Annotated in this window: 18 protein-coding genes, 1 tRNA gene and 1 pseudogene; 11 read left to right on the forward strand and 9 right to left on the reverse strand. The window is 52.4% G+C overall.

Annotated elements, in window-relative coordinates; genetic code table 11:
• Positions 1–647: 647 nt before the first annotated feature.
• The 5 genes and pseudogenes from CA13_RS17735 to CA13_RS17750 form a co-directional block, all read right to left on the reverse strand.
• Positions 648–2,099 (reverse strand): serine hydrolase, encoded by a 1,452-nt coding sequence (locus tag CA13_RS17735; RefSeq protein ID WP_419194510.1) that lies wholly within the window; start codon positions 2,097–2,099, stop codon positions 648–650.
• 151 nt (positions 2,100–2,250) lie between these two features.
• Positions 2,251–2,529 (reverse strand): annotated as a pseudogene (locus CA13_RS17740) (hypothetical protein); the annotation flags it as partial.
• Between the two features lie 25 nt (positions 2,530–2,554).
• A complete protein-coding gene (locus CA13_RS35340; protein WP_419194511.1) occupies positions 2,555–2,686 on the reverse strand; it encodes a hypothetical protein in 132 nt (43 codons plus the stop codon).
• 634 nt (positions 2,687–3,320) lie between these two features.
• Positions 3,321–3,392: transfer RNA gene (locus tag CA13_RS17745), tRNA-Gln, on the reverse strand.
• A gap of 102 nt (positions 3,393–3,494) precedes the next feature.
• A complete protein-coding gene (locus tag CA13_RS17750) occupies positions 3,495–4,217 on the reverse strand; it encodes a redox-sensing transcriptional repressor Rex (RefSeq protein WP_146398845.1) in 723 nt (240 codons plus the stop codon).
• 255 nt (positions 4,218–4,472) lie between these two features.
• Between CA13_RS17750 and CA13_RS17755 the strand changes: the two genes are divergently transcribed.
• Positions 4,473–5,006, forward strand: coding sequence for an RDD family protein (locus CA13_RS17755; RefSeq protein WP_146398847.1), 534 nt, complete (start codon positions 4,473–4,475; stop codon positions 5,004–5,006).
• Here CA13_RS17755 and ptsP read toward each other — a convergent pair whose 3' ends face one another.
• On the reverse strand, positions 5,007–7,352 hold the full coding sequence (ptsP, locus tag CA13_RS17760; RefSeq protein WP_146398849.1) for a phosphoenolpyruvate--protein phosphotransferase: 2,346 nt from the start codon (positions 7,350–7,352) through the stop codon (positions 5,007–5,009).
• A complete protein-coding gene (locus CA13_RS35345) occupies positions 7,349–7,552 on the reverse strand; it encodes an RNA-binding protein (RefSeq protein WP_419194512.1) in 204 nt (67 codons plus the stop codon). The genes ptsP and CA13_RS35345 overlap by 4 nt, the downstream gene beginning before the upstream one ends.
• 391 nt (positions 7,553–7,943) lie before the next feature.
• Here CA13_RS35345 and CA13_RS17765 point away from each other — a divergent pair, with 391 nt between their 5' ends.
• From CA13_RS17765 to CA13_RS17795, 7 genes are all read left to right on the forward strand, one after another.
• A complete protein-coding gene (locus tag CA13_RS17765) occupies positions 7,944–8,279 on the forward strand; it encodes an STAS domain-containing protein (RefSeq protein WP_146398851.1) in 336 nt (111 codons plus the stop codon).
• A 262-nt stretch (positions 8,280–8,541) separates the two neighbouring features.
• Complete coding sequence (locus CA13_RS17770; protein ID WP_146398853.1) at positions 8,542–9,012, forward strand: RrF2 family transcriptional regulator; 471 nt, start codon at positions 8,542–8,544, stop codon at positions 9,010–9,012.
• Between the two features lie 62 nt (positions 9,013–9,074).
• Complete coding sequence (locus CA13_RS17775; RefSeq protein ID WP_419194513.1) at positions 9,075–9,410, forward strand: hypothetical protein; 336 nt, start codon at positions 9,075–9,077, stop codon at positions 9,408–9,410.
• A 66-nt stretch (positions 9,411–9,476) separates the two neighbouring features.
• Positions 9,477–10,946 carry a protoporphyrinogen oxidase gene (gene hemG, locus CA13_RS17780; RefSeq protein ID WP_146398855.1) on the forward strand — a complete coding sequence of 490 codons (1,470 nt, stop codon included), beginning with the start codon at positions 9,477–9,479 and terminating at the stop codon, positions 10,944–10,946.
• A gap of 13 nt (positions 10,947–10,959) precedes the next feature.
• The gene (locus CA13_RS17785; RefSeq protein WP_146398857.1) at positions 10,960–11,721 is read left to right on the forward strand and encodes a YwiC-like family protein; all 762 of its coding nucleotides are present in this window, start codon (positions 10,960–10,962) and stop codon (positions 11,719–11,721) included.
• Between the two features lie 191 nt (positions 11,722–11,912).
• Positions 11,913–12,836 (forward strand): metallophosphoesterase family protein, encoded by a 924-nt coding sequence (locus tag CA13_RS17790; RefSeq protein WP_146398859.1) that lies wholly within the window; start codon positions 11,913–11,915, stop codon positions 12,834–12,836.
• An 11-nt stretch (positions 12,837–12,847) separates the two neighbouring features.
• On the forward strand, positions 12,848–13,963 hold the full coding sequence (locus CA13_RS17795; RefSeq protein WP_419194514.1) for a calcium/sodium antiporter: 1,116 nt from the start codon (positions 12,848–12,850) through the stop codon (positions 13,961–13,963).
• A 60-nt stretch (positions 13,964–14,023) separates the two neighbouring features.
• On the opposite strand, the gene CA13_RS17800 is transcribed toward CA13_RS17795, so the two are convergent.
• Positions 14,024–15,058, reverse strand: coding sequence for an agmatine deiminase family protein (locus CA13_RS17800; protein WP_146398861.1), 1,035 nt, complete (start codon positions 15,056–15,058; stop codon positions 14,024–14,026).
• Positions 15,051–15,359 (reverse strand): hypothetical protein, encoded by a 309-nt coding sequence (locus CA13_RS17805; RefSeq protein ID WP_146398863.1) that lies wholly within the window; start codon positions 15,357–15,359, stop codon positions 15,051–15,053. Before CA13_RS17805 ends, CA13_RS17800 begins: the two co-directional genes overlap by 8 nt.
• Before the next feature lie 346 nt (positions 15,360–15,705).
• On the opposite strand from CA13_RS17805, the gene hpf reads away from it, so the two are divergent.
• The 3 genes from hpf to CA13_RS17820 all read left to right on the forward strand — a co-directional run bounded on the left by hpf (position 15,706) and on the right by CA13_RS17820 (position 17,075).
• Complete coding sequence (gene hpf / locus CA13_RS17810) at positions 15,706–16,062, forward strand: ribosome hibernation-promoting factor, HPF/YfiA family (RefSeq protein WP_146398865.1); 357 nt, start codon at positions 15,706–15,708, stop codon at positions 16,060–16,062.
• 192 nt (positions 16,063–16,254) lie between these two features.
• Positions 16,255–16,734 carry a PTS sugar transporter subunit IIA gene (locus tag CA13_RS17815; RefSeq protein ID WP_146398867.1) on the forward strand — a complete coding sequence of 160 codons (480 nt, stop codon included), beginning with the start codon at positions 16,255–16,257 and terminating at the stop codon, positions 16,732–16,734.
• Positions 16,734–17,075, forward strand: coding sequence for an HPr family phosphocarrier protein (locus CA13_RS17820; protein WP_146398869.1), 342 nt, complete (start codon positions 16,734–16,736; stop codon positions 17,073–17,075). Before CA13_RS17815 ends, CA13_RS17820 begins: the two co-directional genes overlap by 1 nt.
• Positions 17,076–17,192 lie beyond the last annotated feature (117 nt).

A 17,192-nucleotide genomic window follows, 5' to 3' on the forward strand; every position in this document is an offset into this window, starting at 1 on the left:
AAAGACGACCTTACATGGTCAGTGGAGAAATTTTTGAGTCGGCAATTTCACAACCGGCTTTGGCTTAGAGGATTGGTGCAGCGGCAATCATTGCCCGCCATCTGACACGACAAAGCACTTCATAGGTCCATCAGTGACTTCGCCGTACCTACCCCGCTCTTTTGGGAGATTGAATCCCCCTGCCATACCCCGGTGCGACATTGTAACACACCACGTAGAGTGGGCTATCTAGTCAAGTTACAAATTACTTAAAGAATTGATGGAACATTCTCACCGTCCAAGCTTCGCCGCGAATCTGAGGCTCTCTGAGAGAGCAAACGTAGCGTTTGGGGGTGCCGGTTCGTTCACATGCCTGTGGATTCGTTCAGGGCGATCCAGAGTTGCCGCGTGTGCTGCTTGATCGACGAGTACAGCAAGCGTTTGGAATTGCTCGTCGAATGGATGAAGTGGGGGCGACACCATGACCGCATGCCCACTTAGTCATCTTTCCTCAAAATGGATACTTTGAGTGTGCCGTCGAGTTGGCGGTTCACTCTCGATCGGCAAACGCCGAAGCCAGCCCCACGCTGGCTTTTTTTCGTATCTTGACAGAACCACATCCGGCATTGGCTGCCGCGATAACCAGCAAAATATTTAACATGGCGGACTCATTCACCAACTCGCTTTGCTTTTTGCGCAGCACCGTTTTGGTGAAGTGTTAGGGCGTAGGCCGGGCCTTGTGCTCGAAGATGAAACTCCAATTGTGCATCGACGCCTCGGTACGACCAACGCGTTGGTGTGTCCGCGAAGACTTCCTGTGTTGGCTGGTTCGTGATGCCAACCATTAAGTGCCCGTCCTTGAAGCTAACGTCAAAAACAAAATTGGGTAAAAGCTGGTAGCGGCCGACCAGACGCTCAGGCCCAATCTCGCCGGGGTCCGACTGAGGTTGCGACTTGTTGGATGAAGCGTGTTCCGCCATCAAATGGCTCACCATTTCGTCGCAAGCGGGAAAGGCTTGTTCTTGTCCCGAATTCGTGCAGACAATCGCACCAAAATCGGACTCGGGAAAAAGCCAAATCAACGCGAACGTGTTTGTGTTGGATCCCGCATGATTGAGAGCGGGACCGAGTCCCGTATCCATCATGATCCAACCACACCCGTACTTTGCACCGGGGATCGTATAGCCGATCTGTGGCTTATGCAGATGGTCGAAGTTGTCCTGTGATCGAAGTACGGGCACGGCCTTACCAGCCAATTGCCACCTCGCATATTTTGCATAGTCTTCGATCGACAAGTGAACCGTTCCTGCGGCAGCATAGACCGTTGGGTTTTCAGCGCCTACTGTTTTTGGATCGACGGGCTCGCCACTGTCCGCTTGGTGCCCCCACAACAAAGGCGACTGAAGTTGTTTCGCTGATTTCATCGAACGAAAATCTGCCGAACGCATTTCCAACGGAACAAAGACGTGTTTCTTCATAAGAGACTCGAACGGTTCACGAGCACGCGTTTCCAACATCGCTGAGGCGATCGCATAACCGAGATTCGAGTAGGCGAACTTCCCTTGAGCCTCCGGTGGTGCTTTGGAAAGCACAAGCTTGAGCATACGCCTGCGCTCCAATGCGGGCGATTGTTTCTCGTCAAAGAAACTAGCCCACGCTTGAGCGGAAATATCAGAGATATTGCCAGCTAGTCCACTTTGGTGAGACAACAATTGGTCGAGCGTTACCGCTCGCAGCTTCGGATGAATATCGTCGTTGCTGGCTTTGGGCCACACGTCGCTGATCGTTGTATTCCAGTCGATCTTACCGGTTTCCACGATGGCGGCCGCCAAAGTTGCTGTCATGGATTTGGTGTTGGAACCGATCGGGAACCTGTCCGACAACTCGACCTTGTCCGATGACCCCCGCTTACGATTCCCAAAACAGGCCGACTTCACCAATCCGTTTGTGTTGACCACGACAGCGGTCATGGCCGGCACATCATGTTTGAGGGATATTTCGGCGAGTTTCTCAGTCATTTCCTTCGCCTGCGTTTGAGCAAAAGCCGTCGAGGGAATGCCAGGAGTTAGAAACACCACCAATGCAACAAGCGATTTAGAAACGGTGGTGATATATCTCATGCTGAGCTTTCGGGTTGAGTATAAAGTGGTGCGATCCAACGAACGGTCGTTGAACTGGTTGCAGCAATAATAACAGCACATCTCCACTTGGTAAGTGTTCAAGGAACCTGATCCCTGCCAGGCGCCAGAGTGACTGTGGCCGCGTTCGATTTCAAGAATCTGGCACCTGAGGAGGAGGAAAATCGCCGCGAAAGAGTGCCGTCACAGGCCCTCGGATCACAGGCCCTCGGATCACAGGCCCTCGGATCTTAGGCCCTCGGATCACATCCCGTCGTGACTGACCGGTTTGTATGCCGGTCGCCGTCAATGTCTCGATCCGCTCACGCCCTCGTTGTGCGACTTCGCTCTTACTGCCCTGCGTCACTTTGCGATCCATGACCACAAATCGAATCGCCTGTTCGGCCAGATTGTTGGTCGGCTCCAGGCTAGGCGTCGTGAGGAACTACAGTTAGCCATCACCGTGATCGGCGAATCGCTTGGCGGGGTTCTACATTGGGGACTCGCGTCGATGCGAAACACCGAGTAATCGGCACAGCCAAAACAGCAGGTCCACATCCGCTTACCGTGATCGCGGTGACCGGTTTCATCAATACGAACCTCCTCAGGAATGCGGGCGACGTGCATTTTGTTGCTCACCGAGAAATAACACGACAGGGCTTAATAACACGACAGGGCTTAATAACACGACAGGGCTTAATAACACGACAGGGCTTGATGTTCGGTAGCGACGGTTGGCTTGGTCAAGACTTCGATCTGCCGCAACGTCGTGTTAGGCGCGTCCTCGTCAACGCGGACGGACATCACCGCCGCCGATGCGTTGGCATCGATGGCTGCTGTCGATCGTCGTCAAACGAGACGAAAACAGTAAGCCAATCAAGACGATGAAGCCTCGGCCGAAGCTGCTTCAGAATCTCAGGGCCACAAGAAAGACAGAACTTCTAGGAAAGTATCCGGCCTAGGACGTTACCAGCTGGCTTGGAAATTCGCCGACCGTCGCTGACAAGCACTACGCAATGGCAACCGACGACACTTTCGCGAAGGCTCTGATCGAAAGGACGATCAACCCGACACCTCAAAAAGCACCCCAGACAGTGCAGAACAGAGGGGGGTAAGTCAAGACAGGCAAAATAAATGGCCTGGGGAATTCATCGATTCACTCGGGAAAAGACGTGATAAGACTCAATTTGTCCTATCTTGGCGAGAGTGAATCCCCCTAAATAGCTACCCCGCAAGGACTTGAACCTTGAATGGCTGGACCAAAACCAGCTGTGTTGCCAATTACACCACGGGGTAGAACTTCATGCAAATCTAGCAAGTTCCGGTAGAGTCTAAAAGAGGAGCTTTTCGGCTCTTCTTCGGTTCGCTGGAATTTTTTCCACTAAAAGCCTGTTTAGGTTACTGAACACTTTGCACTGCAAAGGCTAATCTTTGTAGCTCGCTGGCTAGGTCCACGTTAACCACCGCGACTCGAGGGGACAATTTCAATGTCACTGGCGCGAAGTTGAGTAGGCCGCTAACGCCGAGCGCTACCAGCTGATTTGCCACCTCGGCGGCAGTTTCAGCGGGAATCGCCAAAATTGCTAAGTTGGGGGGGCGATCCTTCAGGGCGCTCTCCATCTCTTGGGCGTGGCGAACCTTGATCCCGCCAATCGTCGTGCCAATTCGCGAGGAATCGATGTCAAAAGCAGCCGTCAACTCGAAACCTAACCGCGAAAACCCTCGGTATCGCAAGAGTGCATCGCCGAGCGATCCGACGCCGATCAGAACAACCTCCCAGTTTTGACTCGAACCGAGGACCTCCCCGATCCGCTGGATCAACGTATCCACTGAGTATCCGACACCCCTTCGCCCCGTGGTCCCTATCGCACTGAGGTCACGGCGAAGCACGGCGGCCGAAACATTGACAAGTTGGCCAAGTTGGCGGCTATTGATGGTGCTGGTGCCGGATTCCTTCAGTCGGTGAAGCTCGCGAAAATAGAGACTCAATCGGCCTACAGCGGGTCGCGGCAACTGAGGCGGTCGATCGTCAGTCGATCGCGTGCCATCACTTGGGCAATCGCCTGGGCGCCCAGCTGGGGCTTTGGACGATGGATCGAAATTCGCGTGGTCGGCTGTCAAAGTTGCGGGCCCTAATATTCAACCAACATGATGAAGAAAACATGCCTAAGGAATAAGGATTGGCAGATGAGATCCCAGATCCATTTCTAGAGCTCATTGTACCCTGTCTTTGCACTCGTCTGACAGTACGATTGGATACCACTTCATAAAATGTTGTTGGGCGCGACGTAGAATTTCCTTGAAACCTACATTCCCGATCCTCTATGCTCAAAGAATCGATTTTCCACCATCACTCTCCAGCAACGCGAAACGACTATGTCCATTGACAATGAAAACCCCTACGCGGCTCCCTCAGAAACAAGCGATCTAGCGTCGGATTCACTCTACCCCAACGACCTAGCCACACGCGGTGAGCGATTTGCGGGCGCTTTGATTGACGGCATCATCATGCTTCCGGTGGTGTTGGGAGCTGGGATGGTGTTGGGATTTGGGATGGTGGCGGCTGGTATCGATCCACAATCGCTCGCGTTTCAAGTGCTCGCATCGGTCATCGGTGGTTTGCTTGGGGTAGCAGCATTTCTTGCCATCAATGGTTACTTATTGGCAACCAAAGGGCAAACCGTTGGAAAGCTCGTTATGAAGACCCAGATTCTTTCTGACTCCACCAACTCGCTGGTTCCATTTGGCCGACTGGTGTTACTGCGTTATGTCCCGCTATGGATCGCCAGTGCGATTCCCTTCATTGGTAATTTTGTTGGGATCATCGACGGGTTGGCCATTTTCCGAGAGAATCGGAAGTGCATTCATGATGAAATCGCCGGCACGAAAGTCATCAAACTTAGGGGCTAGTCACGCTTCGCTGCTGAATTTTGATTCAGCCTGGCTAATCATGTTTTCGACGCGCTCGCGAATCCGTCTACCGTGAGGTTCGCTGAGCAGCACTTTACCAAGCTTTTCGAGCTCGCATGATGACAGCTTCGACAGCAGTGCTTTGAGCGGCAAGATGGCAGGCGACGAGACCGAAAACTCACGAAGCCCTAGACCAACCAAGAGGGCAAAGCAGGCGGGATCGCTGGCCATTTCGCCACAGATACACAACTCTTTTTTGTGTCGCTTCGCCACATCCACCATGTGCGCAATCGCATGCAAAACCGCTGGATGTAGCGAATCGTAGTAATGTTGAATCCGTGAATTACCACGATCGGCAGCCAACATGTATTGAACCAAATCGTTTGTACCGAGTGCAAAGAAATCGACCTCGCGGGCAAAATAGTCCGCAAGCGAAATCGCTGCAGGAACCTCTACCATCACACCAAGTGGGACATCCGGAACGCTCCAACCTTCGGCTAACAGCTTCTGTTTTGCCTCGGCAACCAGCTCCTTACATCGGATGATTTCGTCCATGTTCGTGATCATTGGGAACATGAGCTTCACATTGCCATGCGTCGACGCCATCAAGATCGCTTCGATCTGGGTACGAAAGATGTCGAGATGGTCCAGCGATACTCGTACGCTTCGCCAACCCAAAAACGGGTTTTCTTCGCTCGGAGCGTCAAAGTAGGACAACATCTTATCGCCACCAATGTCCAACGTTCGGATCGTGACCGATTGGCCTTCGAAACTTTCGACGACGCGGCGATAGATTTCGTACTGCGATTCACGATCGGGAAAATCGGTCCGGGCCATATAAGGAAACTCGGTCCGATAGAGCCCGACCCCTTCGGCCCCACAACGATGAGCGATTTCAATATCGCTCAACAAACCAACGTTGGCTCGCAATGCCACTCGAACGCCATCGCATGTAACTGCATCGCGATCCTTATACTGTTCCAATTGTTCTTTTTGGCGGAGGCTATCCGCTTGTAGCCGCTGGTACTCTCGACGCACTTGTTCGCTTGGTTCAACGTGCAAACAACCACTATTGGCATCAAGAATCAATGGCGCACCAGGTTCGATATGTCGAAGTCCCCCCTTTGCACCGATCAAGGCAGGGATACCCAGTGATTTTGCGATGATCACCGCATGGCTGTTGCTGTCCGCCGACTCCAAAACCAGCCCTAGAATTTGGTGATGGTCGAGCATGGCGACGTCCGAAGGCATCAATTCCTTTGCCACGACAATGCAAGGTTGATTCAAGTGAATCGGCTCACGGTTGCGATCGAGAAGCTGTGAGAGCATCCGACGACCGATATCTTCCATATCGACGGCTCGTTCACGCAAGTAGGCATCGTCAATGCGTCGGAACGCCCTGACATAATCTTCGACGACATGCTTGATCGCATAGACGACACTACGACCTTCGTTGATCTTGGCGTGCAACTTATCAATAAACACTCGATCTTGAAGGATCATCAAGTGGCTATGAAAAATCGCTGCATCTTCTTCGCTCAAGCGTTCGGCGAGGCGTTTCTCCAAGCACAATGTTTCAATGCGTGATTTTTCAAGGGCGTCCTCTAGCCGATCTTTTTCGCTCTGCGAATCGATCGGTTCATCGTCGGTAAAGTCGCTACACCCGATGGACTCATCGATTAAGAATGCTGGACCAATCGCGACACCTGCAAAGGCACTTGTGCCGCGGATGACCGATACAATTTCTTTCGGCTCCGCCACATCCGGAAGCCCGCTTGATAACGTGGAGCTATCCGCTTGATCACGTTCGAGTTTGTCGAGCAGGCGCGCACTGGCAACAACCGACGAAAGCTGAAACGCAATCGTACTAAGCGTACTGATTTCGATCGGGTCAAATACGCGGGGCTCCGTCGTTTGGATTGCCATCACTCCGATCAAGTGCTGGCGATCGAACAACGGAATTCCCAAGAACGAATGGTAGCTCTCTTCGTTAGAAGATTCGATGTAGTGGAAGCGAGGGTGATTTTGTGGCTCGTTGACGTTCACGACAGCGCACGTTTCGGCTGTATAACCGATAAGCCCTTCGCCAACTGCCATTTGGGTTCGGCCAACCAATCCAATCGGAAGTCCGATCGTTGCGCGAAGCGTCAACCGAGCGTCTTCGAGAAGATAGATCGAGCAGACCTCGGTATGCATCCGCGAAGCGACCAGTCGCACAATATTGGTCAGCGTTTCGTTCAGACCATGCGACTTGAGAATCAGCTTACTGATGTCTTCAAGTGTCGATAAACCAAGCCGTTCGTGTGGTGTGATGGGAATCGCTCGGCGGGGAGAGGATAAAATCATACAGCGGGGCCAATCGAGAAAAGATAGGTGGGAGCGACGGAGATTGTCAAATGGTTGGCGAGATCCCACCCGTTAAAAAACGTGATGTCGCCGTATCCGCACTGCTGGACCGTGGCCAGATCCACTTCACAAAATTTCATTGCTGGGGGATGCAACCGCCATACCAAACATCGAAACAGGGCAACGGGGAAGGGGGACATGGAGGCCGTCAAACGCCACTTTGCCCTGTAAATACCAGGCTTTGTTACCAAACCGTTCTTGCCAAAATTGCTAGCTCGCGGATGCTGCAATGCGCAGCAAACGGGCGTAAGATGCCTAAAAGCTGGGCATTGGACGGTGCCTGCCACTTTGACTTTGGGAAGAAATCTCCCTTTACCGGCGCGATATCGTTCCACAACTTTCCGTAGTTGTGATTCCGGCGTGATGGCACGATAGATGCATACAATTAGCTGTATACGATCTTGCGGCTGATTCAGACGCTTCTCCTTGTCTAAACAGATTGTATTGTCGGATGCCGTCGGTTGAAACCAGTTTCGGCTCAAGCTGACAAACCTGAAAGAAGCGTCACTCACGAGAGGATAGGGCAAACCTATGATTGCTGGTATCGACGGCGGAAATAAAGCTTTGGGCATGCGGACAAAGCCTGGTGATTGGATCGCCAGCGTGAAAACCAAGATCGAACATAGCGATCAAGCCGAGGTAGTGATTGATTTGTCGGGTGTCACGGTAATCGATAGTCATGACCTTGGTGAACTGATTCGCATGCAGTTGTCCGCCAAGCAACTCGGTCGCCGACTTGTATTGAAGGATCCACAAGCCGATGTACTGAAGATCATGACGCTGACTCGACTCGATCGGCTAATCGAACTTCGCCATCCTGGCCTATCGACTGCCAAGGAGCCTCCTAGCTTGCCAAACAGGGGTTAGTCCCGCCAACTTCTTCACTGGGCCAACTTCTTCACTGGGCCAACTTCTTCACTGGGCCAACTTCTTCACTGGGCCAACTTCTTCACTGGGCCAACTTCTTCACTGGCCAGGTTCTTCACTGGGCCAACTTTCTACTTCTTGACCGTTTAAACCAACATCGTTATTCTCGAAACTGCGATTCTGGATATTTGGGTCCACAAGTCGTTTGTGGCGGGATTGTTGGTCAGAATCGAGTTCGAGGTTCAAACGTTGTCGCAACAGCATGATCTCCCAAACCGCTGAATACGCCCTCCGAGCCATCGTCTGTTTAGCAGACCAGGCAGCGCCGAAAACCACCGCTGCGATCGCCGACCAGACTCGCGTTCCGGCTGGCTATTTGGCCAAAGTGATGCAAGGCCTCAGTCGATCGGGGGTGGTCCACGCACAGCGCGGACTTCATGGGGGTTTCGTTTTGGTGAGGCCCGCTGACCAATTGACCGTGATCGATGTCATCAATGCCGTCGATCCCATTCGGCGCTTTCACGAGTGTCCTTTGGGCCTACACGGTATCCATTTATGTCAATTGCATCGCAAGCTTGACAATACCGCCAAGCGGATCGAAGAGGATCTTGGCAAGACGACGATTGCAGACTTAATTGACTCATCCACCCAATCCAAACCCCTTTGTGGTTTTCCCCTATCCGACCTCCCAGAGTCCAAACAGATCGAATCAAAGATCACCACTAGTCAATAACTTCGTTGTCCCATTTCGTTGCACCTTTTTGCTTTGCCCAAGCACCATTATCAGGCACGACCATGATTGCCCCCGCCCCCGTGGCGTCTCGAATGCGAGCACGTCGCTCGTTCGACAACAGTCCAATGCTGGTCTTTTACGAGATCACCCAAGCTTGCGACTTGGTGTGCCTGCATTGTCGAGCATGCGCTAAACCGGAGCGAGACCCCGCTGAGTTGAACACAGCCGAGGCGAAGCTAATGTTCGAACAATTGGCCCAGTTCCCCGAGCCCCCGATGTTGATTCTCACGGGCGGTGATCCGCCCATCTTCAAGAATCTTCGCGATTCGGACCTACTAGAAGGGAACCTGTTCGCCGAAGAACCCGACTGCTGTTACATTCCACCAGCCAAAAAATAGCAACATATCCAAACAGGGAAGTCGCAAAGGCTTTCAAACAGTAACCATTCCATCAGGAGAATCATTATGCGACGTCGTGTCGCGGTCATTGGCGGCGGAGTCTCGGGACTCGCCGCTGCCCACCACCTACTTGAAATCGATCCCGACATCGACGTGCTGCTATTGGAAGCAAGCGATCGACTTGGCGGTGTGATCGAAACGGTCAAGCAAGACGGATTTTTGATCGAAAGTGCAGCGGACAACTTCATTACCACTCCGCCGACCGCGGTCAAATTGTGCGAGCGGATTGGTCTTGGTAATGACTTGATCGGAACCAGTCCAACCGGTCGGAAAGCGATGGTGGTAAGCCATGGGCGGCTTGAGCCTATCCCCGAAGGCTTCTTGATCATGGCACCTTCGCGCATTTGGCCTCTCGCCTCGACACGCACGTTGGGCATGTTTGGAAAGTTACGCGCCGGATGGGAGTACTTCGTGCCTCGCAAATATCGCGAAGATGACGAGTCACTCAGTGCGTTCGTCACTCGTCGCTTTGGCAAAGAACTGTTCGACCGATTGGTCCAACCGCTGGTCGGTGGTATTTACACAGCGGACCCGGAAAAATTGAGCGTGGCTGCGACGATGCCTCGTTTCTTGGAGATGGAACGCGAACACGGCAGTCTAATCCGTGCGATGTTAAAAGCGAAGAAAGGCAAGCCCAAAGAAAAAACCTCCGGTGCAAGATATGGTCAATTTGCAGCACTTCGCGGCGGCATGTTTAGCTTGATTGATGCGTTAACGGAACGATTGCCAGAAAACACCATTCGGCTCGATTCGCCCGTCACCACCATTCGTGCAAACGGCCCCAATAACAACGTCCGATGGACGATTCAAATCGGCGGTAAAAATCCAACGAGTGTGGATGTCGACGGTGTCATCGTGGCAACGCCGGCTCGACATGCGGCAAGCATGTTGCGAGAGGTGGATAGCAAAATTGCCGATGAATTATCGCAAATCGAGTACGCGAGTTGCGCAGTATTGTCGATGGGATTCCGACGCGATCAAATCCGCCATCCGCTCAATGCCTTCGGGTTTGTCGTTCCCATCGTCGAAAATCGCAAGATCTTGTCATGCAGTTTTTCCAGTATCAAATACGAAGGCCGTGCACCGCAGGATCACGTACTACTGCGAGTTTACATCGGTGGCGCGTGCCAAAGTGAATTGCTCGAAAAATCGGATAGTGAGCTGATTAAGATTGCCAAGTCCGAGTTGGCCGACTTGATTGGCCTGCAAGGCGACCCGCTGTTTGAACGGATGAGTTTGCAGCGTCAAGCAATGCCTCAATACCATGTCGGGCATTGTGATCGCGCGACTTTGATCAATCGACGCTTGGAGTCTTTTGCGACCCTAGGCTTGGCTGGCAATTCGCTCAATGGCGTTGGCGTTCCTGGTTGTATTGATAGTGGTGAGATAGCAGCGCGGCGCGTGACCAATGCTTTTGCAGAAGCCGACGCGTCTGCAAACGTCGATCAGCCAGCCATCGAATCATCGCATCAGTAACAGGCATTTCGATATGGCGGCGACACCTTCCGCGAAACTACACCCAAAGGAACACGGTGCATACGCAATTCTAGGTATCCCGATCGTAGCGGCATTGATTGCGGTCGGAGCCACCGTGAATGGCGTTTGTGTCGCCATCGCATCGGTCAGTGGTTTCTTTGCGCATGAACCTCTTTTGGTTGCCGTTGGTCATCGCGGGCGTCGTGCGCAAACGTCCACGCCCCAAGCACGTTCTCGCTTGATTTTTCTACTGACGGGAATGGGGATCGCTGGCGGCACAGCGATGTTGCTTGGCAATTTGGAAGTTCGTGTCTCGTTGGTTGTCTGTTTGGGGTTGGCTGTGGGCACTTTTGCGTTTGGTATTGTGGGGAAACACCGCTCCATCGCCGTGCAACTGCTGGGAGTGGTGGGATTGTCATCGCCATGTGTCCCGATCTTGCTCGCTGGCGATATGCCGCTTGTGGATGCGTTAACCACATGGGCCGCATGGCTGGTCGGCTTTTCGTCGACGACCGTTGCCGTGCGAAGTGTGATTGCCTCTCAAAAGCGTCATTCCCGAGTTGGCTATATCGTAACGCTCGTCGGCATTTCATCGGCAATTGCGTTATGGGCCACTTTCGCCGTGTACTGGCCAATGGTAACGCTGCCAATGGTGGCAATGAGTTGGTATTTAATGATCACCCCACCACCGATGAAGCAGATTCGCCGAGTAGGATGGGCATTGGTATTTGGGACCTTTGCCACGGCGGTTCTCGTGATTTACTTCATCGGCTAACTGACTAAAGTCCTATTGTGTATAACGATGCGATCACCTGCATCGGTGATTGGGTAAATCCTTGAATCGCTTGCGACGATTCGCTACCACGTGGCAGCTCGTTCATTGCGGATTCGTCACCCTTCCAAAATTCGGTCTCTCAATGTTTAACTTCAAGTTCCTCCACATGTGGTTTCAAAGGAGTTAGAGAAATGCCCCTTCACATTGCTCCACAAAATCGACGATGGTTCATGCAAAGTGCCGCAGCCCTCAGTGCCGCGTCGTTACTTGTCAATGAAGATGTCTGCGGCGCAGTGACTCCGCCGGTCAACGCGAACACTTTTGCCCTATTGTCGGACACGCACATCCCGAGCGACGCCGACACCGTGGCTCGTGGTGTCAACATGACCGACCACCTTGACTCGGTAATCGATCAGATTGCTCAATTGCCGATTCGCCCTGCCAATCTATTTATTAATGGTGATTGTGCCTATTTGAAAGGGCTTCCCGCCGACTACGAGAATCTTTGTCGGTGTATTGCTCCACTGGATGATCTTGGCATCGCCCTGCACATCACCATGGGGAATCATGACAATCGTCCTGTTCTATATGACAAGCTGACGGCAATGCGTCCTCAGTCGGTGGCGGTCATGAACAAGCATGCGAGTGTCGTCGAAAGCGAATTTGCTAATTGGTTTTTACTGGACACGCTAAAGAAAGTGAATGTCGTCACGGGAGAAGTGGGCGAGCTGCAATTGCAGTGGCTTGCACAAGAGCTTGACTCGCGTCGCGACAAACCAGCGATCGTGATGGCGCATCATACACCACAGTTTTCACCTCCTGAGCCGGAAAAAGTTTGGAATGGTATTTCAGACACGGATGCCTTATTTGACCTGCTAGATTCCCAAGACCATGTGAAAGCGTTTTTGTATGGACACAGTCATAAATGGAACATCAGCGAGCGGGGCCATTTCAAGTTGGTGAATTTGCCAGCGGTTGCATACGTGTTTGACGAAAGCCAACCCAATGGATGGGTGTCGGCGAGGCTTGATCGCGACGGGATGCACTTGCATCTGCACACGCACGACGTCGCGCATCAGAAGGCGAATCAAAGAGTTGATATTCTCTGGAACTAAGTAGGATCATTTTGGGCGATTGGATCATTGTTGCGGGCCAAATCACTTTGGGTTTGGCTCTATTAGTCGCGGGCGGCGAGTTGCTCGTTCGCGGTGCGGTTGCGATTGCCTCGGCGCTGCGCATCTCGCCACTAGTAATCGGTTTAACAGTGGTTGCGTTTGGGACCAGTGCGCCGGAATTAGGCGTGAGTCTTCAAGCATCGCTGAGCGGCAGTTCCGATGTCGCGGTCGGCAACGTTGTTGGCAGTAACATTGTCAACATCTTGTTGGTCCTTGGTGCGGCATCGATGATTACGCCCCTTTTGGTATCGAGTCAATTGATTCGGCTGGATGTTCCGATCATGATTGCCGCGTCGTTCGTTGTTTGGTGGATGGGTCTCGACGGTGTAATCAACCGATTTGAAGGCGCGATTCTGTTTGCCTCCCTGCTCGTGTACCTGACTTTCTGTATTCGCAAAAGTCGAAAAGAATCGCGAGCGGTCCAACGGGAATTTGAACAAGAATATGGCGAGGCAGCCGTTGCCGAAGATCAGCTCACTAAGAAGCACCATTTGTCGGTTGACTTTTTGTTGATTCTCGCGGGATTGGTGTTACTTGGGCTGGGGTCCAGGTGGTTGGTTGCCGGTGCGACCACGGTGGCAACGGCGCTAGGCGTCAGCCAGTTGGTGATCGGTTTGACGGTGGTAGCGATCGGCACTTCGCTACCAGAAGTCGTCACGTCGGTCGTGGCAAGCTACCGTGGTGAACGTGACATTGCCGTGGGGAACGTGGTCGGCAGCAACCTGTTTAATTTGCTTTGCGTCTTAGGACTAACGGCGACCGTTTCACCAATGGGCGTGGCAGTATCGTCGGCGGCAAGTCAGTTTGACATCCCTGTGATGGTTGGCGTTGCGGTGATTTGTATGCCGATATTTTTCACCGACAGCATCATCTCGCGTTGGGAAGGAGCGCTGTTTGTGACCTACTACGTTGCCTACAACACGTTCGTCGTCCTGACGGCAAAAAACCCTTTACAGCCTCAACAGATGCACCAATGGCTGATGTGGGCCGTCCTGCCTCTAGTGCTTTTCCCAATCGCCACATCTATGATCTTTCCACTGCTTGCGCGCAGAAAACAATCGAAATGAAAGCATCGACAAACTTGCATTGAGCAAACTGTCATATTGTGATTGGCAATCCAAAGACATTCAAACAGGCTGATCGCGACTGGCGCAGTGAAGGGCTCCGAGACCCCAAACCAGATCGCGACAATCGATCGGTTCGATTGAAGCGTCGTGCGCCAAATCACTGAGGATACCGATGGCTCGGTCATCGGATTCTTTTTGACCAAAGGTCGGAAGAAGCAAACGATCGCGCCCGAGCATAAGAAAGTTACAATAGCTTTCCGGAACGCGTTGACCATTGATCTCGCGAGCCAGCGGTATCGGCAATCGATGAATTTCGACGTTGGGCTCGGTCGCATCGGACCAACGACGTAGTTGGCGATAGTTGTCTTCGAGGGGTTCGTGATTGGGGTCTTCGGCATCATCGCTAACCGCCACAACGATATTCTCGGGATCGACAAATCGAGCAAGTTGGTCGATGTGTCCATCGGTGTCATCACCCACCAACCCGCCACCGCTAAGCCAAACGATTTCGGTGACTCCGAGTTGCGTGTGAAGTTCGCTCGCCACTTGCTCGCGCGACCAACCTGGATTGCGCGTGTTCGTGACAACGCATTCAGGGGTGGTCATCAACCGACTTTTGCCGTCGGTTTCGATCGCGCCACCTTCAAGACAAAGCGAGCTTCGAATTCGGTTGATACCAACGTGGTCGCAGATCGCCGAAGCGGCCGCATCGTCGGCATCCCAAGGCGGATACTTCCCACCCCAAGCGTTATATCGCCAATCGATTCCGACCATTTTTCGGGAAGTAGGCTCGCCGTCGAAGACGAACGTAGGACCGTAGTCGCGAACCCAGGAATCATTGGTCTCGGCGACCACGAGTTCTATCTTTCCGCGAGAAAGCGAATTCGAATCGAATTGCAGAGCCGATCTTGCAGCGTCAACCTGAGCTGGCGGAACCAGCATTCGCACGGAGGTGCTTTGGGCGATGCTTTCCGCCCAATCGGCAAAAAAACGGGGGATCCGGTCAAAATGACCTGGCCAAGTATCGAGACAATGGGGCCAAGCGAGCCAAATGGCTGCTTGTGGCGCCCATTCAGCGGGGGTGCGTCTACTCAACTTCGATTTTGATCTCTTCTTTCACTTTTTGAATAAAGTGAGGCGATTTTCCGCCCTTGCTCAATTCGGTAGCCCGTTTTTCGGCTTCCTTTTTCTGATCAAATTCAAAGACGGCGACGCGTTTGAGATTTTGGCTAAAAACGCCCCAGTAAAGTCTTAAGCGAACATTTTCAGCCGCTTTTTTCTTGGACTTTCGTGTGGAGGCTCTTTTTTTGGTGGCTTTTTTCTTAGCCGTAGCCTGTTTTTCGGCAGCCTCCGCCTCTGCTGCTTTTGCTTTTCGACTGACGACCTTTCGGGCCATGTGAACCAAAGGGGTAACGAGGAATTTGATTGTAAATGTTGGGCCGGAAATCTTAGCATAGCCTTGGCAGCGTTGACACCCGGGGAATCTCTCTCAATGTTGAGAATACCGGCGGGACGGACCCTACAAACCAACTGGGATCATATGTATAGGAAAAGTGGGCGAAAAAATGCGGTTCCTCCAGGAATAGGAATCAGGATCGCTAGTCTTTTCGGGGCGAGTCGCGTATGCTAACGGTTTGTGCATAGGATCATGTTTTGATCGACGGGCTACCGAGGAACCGTCCTCCGCTCATTCATTTCAGGTCCACACGTTCCAATTCTACCGATCACGGAGAGACATCAAGATGCAGGTAAGCGTCTCGGCGCGTCATGGCAGTCTTCAACCAGGCGATCAACAACTAATCGTCGAAAAGGCTGAAAAGCTACGGCGTCTGTACGATCGAATCAACGCGATCGAAGTCACCGTTGACTTAGAAAACTTAGATAAACCCTCCTTGGAAATTCGTGTCTCGGCGGAAAAAACTGATGACTCAATTTCCACGGCCGAAGCGAGCACAGTCATCGCTGCGCTTGACTCGGCGATTCCAAAAGTCGAACAACAATTGCGTCGACTGAAGGAGAAGAAGACGGGTCATCGAACCGCAAAACCCAAACACATCGACACTTCGATTGCAGTGGAAGAAGAAGAGGAAGAGACTTAAAGCAAGCCAGCAAACGTATCGTTCGCGTGACGAGCGAAACACGTCGTGGCGATTTTCTTCAACTTTTTTCACTTTTCCTCCAATCACTGTGAAAATTTCGTCTCCAAGGGCCTCTCTGTGTGAATGCCCCGTTTTCTGCGTTTTTTCACAGTAGTACCCAATCATCTGATTTCATAAAGGAATCTAATCCCAATGAAGTTTGCAGACTTTATCAACACCAAGGCCATTCGCGCGGAGCTAAAGGCCGTGTCGAAAGAAGAGGTCATTCAAGAGCTTGTGCAGTCCTTGCTGGATGCCGGACAAATTGAAGCTGACCAAAAAGATGACATCATCTCGGCCATTATGAAGCGTGAAGAACTCGGCAGCACCGGCATCGGTCGTGGCGTTGCCGTTCCCCACACGAAGCACCCCAGCGTACAAAAGTTGGTCGGAACCGTCGGCGTCAGCAGCGAAGGAGTCGATTTCGACTCTCTTGATGGGGAACGTGTTCAGCTATTCTTCTTGCTCATCAGTCCTCCCGAACGTCCTGGCGATCACCTTCGCGCTTTGGAAAACATTTCGCGTCAACTGCGTGACGAAAATTTCTGTCGGTTCCTTAAGCAGAGTAAGACGCCCGAAGACATTAGCCAATTGCTTCAGGAAGCCGACGACAACCAGTTTGTATCTGGCTAATGAATAACGATTCCTCGCTTTCAACAATGGTGATCGTGCGCAACCCTCAGGGATTGCACGCGCGTCCTGCCGATTTGTTGGTTCGTTTGGCAAACCAATACGAATCAACGATCAAGATCGGCAAGGGAGCTGAACACGTTGACTGTAAAAGCATTCTCTCGCTACTGACACTTGGCGCAGCCGCCGGAACGGAGCTGTCGGTGTCAGCCTATGGAGCGGACGCAGAAGCAGCGATCCAAGCGATCGTCGAACTGTTTGAAGCAGGTTTCTACGAGATTGACGAAGAAGATGTCGAAGACGCAAAACCGTTCTCGAAGCCGCCATTGGCCAAACCGCAATGACGCCACACCATTAGTGTGGTAGGCAGCAGCGGTGAGCCCGAAGCAGAATGATGATGGGCAGGTCGGCAAAGAAACAGATTGGCGACCGAGAACTCCAAGCGTCTTTCACGATCCAAC

This window comes from Novipirellula herctigrandis, assembly GCA_007859835.1.
In the GTDB taxonomy this organism is placed as follows: Bacteria; Planctomycetota; Planctomycetia; order Pirellulales; family Pirellulaceae; genus Novipirellula_A; species Novipirellula_A herctigrandis.

What these genes read in the sequence shown, in the direction of transcription:
- CA13_RS17735 (WP_419194510.1), bottom strand. Translation starts at nt 2,099, where the DNA reads ATGAGATATATCACCACCGTTTCTAAATCGCTTGTTGCATTGGTGGTG.
- CA13_RS35340 (WP_419194511.1), bottom strand. Translation starts at nt 2,686, where the DNA reads ATGAAACCGGTCACCGCGATCACGGTAAGCGGATGTGGACCTGCTGTT.
- CA13_RS17755 (WP_146398847.1), top strand. Translation starts at nt 4,473, where the DNA reads ATGTCCATTGACAATGAAAACCCCTACGCGGCTCCCTCAGAAACAAGC.
- ptsP (WP_146398849.1), bottom strand. Translation starts at nt 7,352, where the DNA reads ATGATTTTATCCTCTCCCCGCCGAGCGATTCCCATCACACCACACGAA.
- CA13_RS35345 (WP_419194512.1), bottom strand. Translation starts at nt 7,552, where the DNA reads ATGTCCCCCTTCCCCGTTGCCCTGTTTCGATGTTTGGTATGGCGGTTG.
- CA13_RS17765 (WP_146398851.1), top strand. Translation starts at nt 7,944, where the DNA reads ATGATTGCTGGTATCGACGGCGGAAATAAAGCTTTGGGCATGCGGACA.
- CA13_RS17770 (WP_146398853.1), top strand. Translation starts at nt 8,542, where the DNA reads ATGATCTCCCAAACCGCTGAATACGCCCTCCGAGCCATCGTCTGTTTA.
- CA13_RS17775 (WP_419194513.1), top strand. Translation starts at nt 9,075, where the DNA reads ATGATTGCCCCCGCCCCCGTGGCGTCTCGAATGCGAGCACGTCGCTCG.
- hemG (WP_146398855.1), top strand. Translation starts at nt 9,477, where the DNA reads ATGCGACGTCGTGTCGCGGTCATTGGCGGCGGAGTCTCGGGACTCGCC.
- CA13_RS17785 (WP_146398857.1), top strand. Translation starts at nt 10,960, where the DNA reads ATGGCGGCGACACCTTCCGCGAAACTACACCCAAAGGAACACGGTGCA.
- CA13_RS17790 (WP_146398859.1), top strand. Translation starts at nt 11,913, where the DNA reads ATGCCCCTTCACATTGCTCCACAAAATCGACGATGGTTCATGCAAAGT.
- CA13_RS17805 (WP_146398863.1), bottom strand. Translation starts at nt 15,359, where the DNA reads ATGGCCCGAAAGGTCGTCAGTCGAAAAGCAAAAGCAGCAGAGGCGGAG.
- hpf (WP_146398865.1), top strand. Translation starts at nt 15,706, where the DNA reads ATGCAGGTAAGCGTCTCGGCGCGTCATGGCAGTCTTCAACCAGGCGAT.
- CA13_RS17815 (WP_146398867.1), top strand. Translation starts at nt 16,255, where the DNA reads ATGAAGTTTGCAGACTTTATCAACACCAAGGCCATTCGCGCGGAGCTA.
- CA13_RS17820 (WP_146398869.1), top strand. Translation starts at nt 16,734, where the DNA reads ATGAATAACGATTCCTCGCTTTCAACAATGGTGATCGTGCGCAACCCT.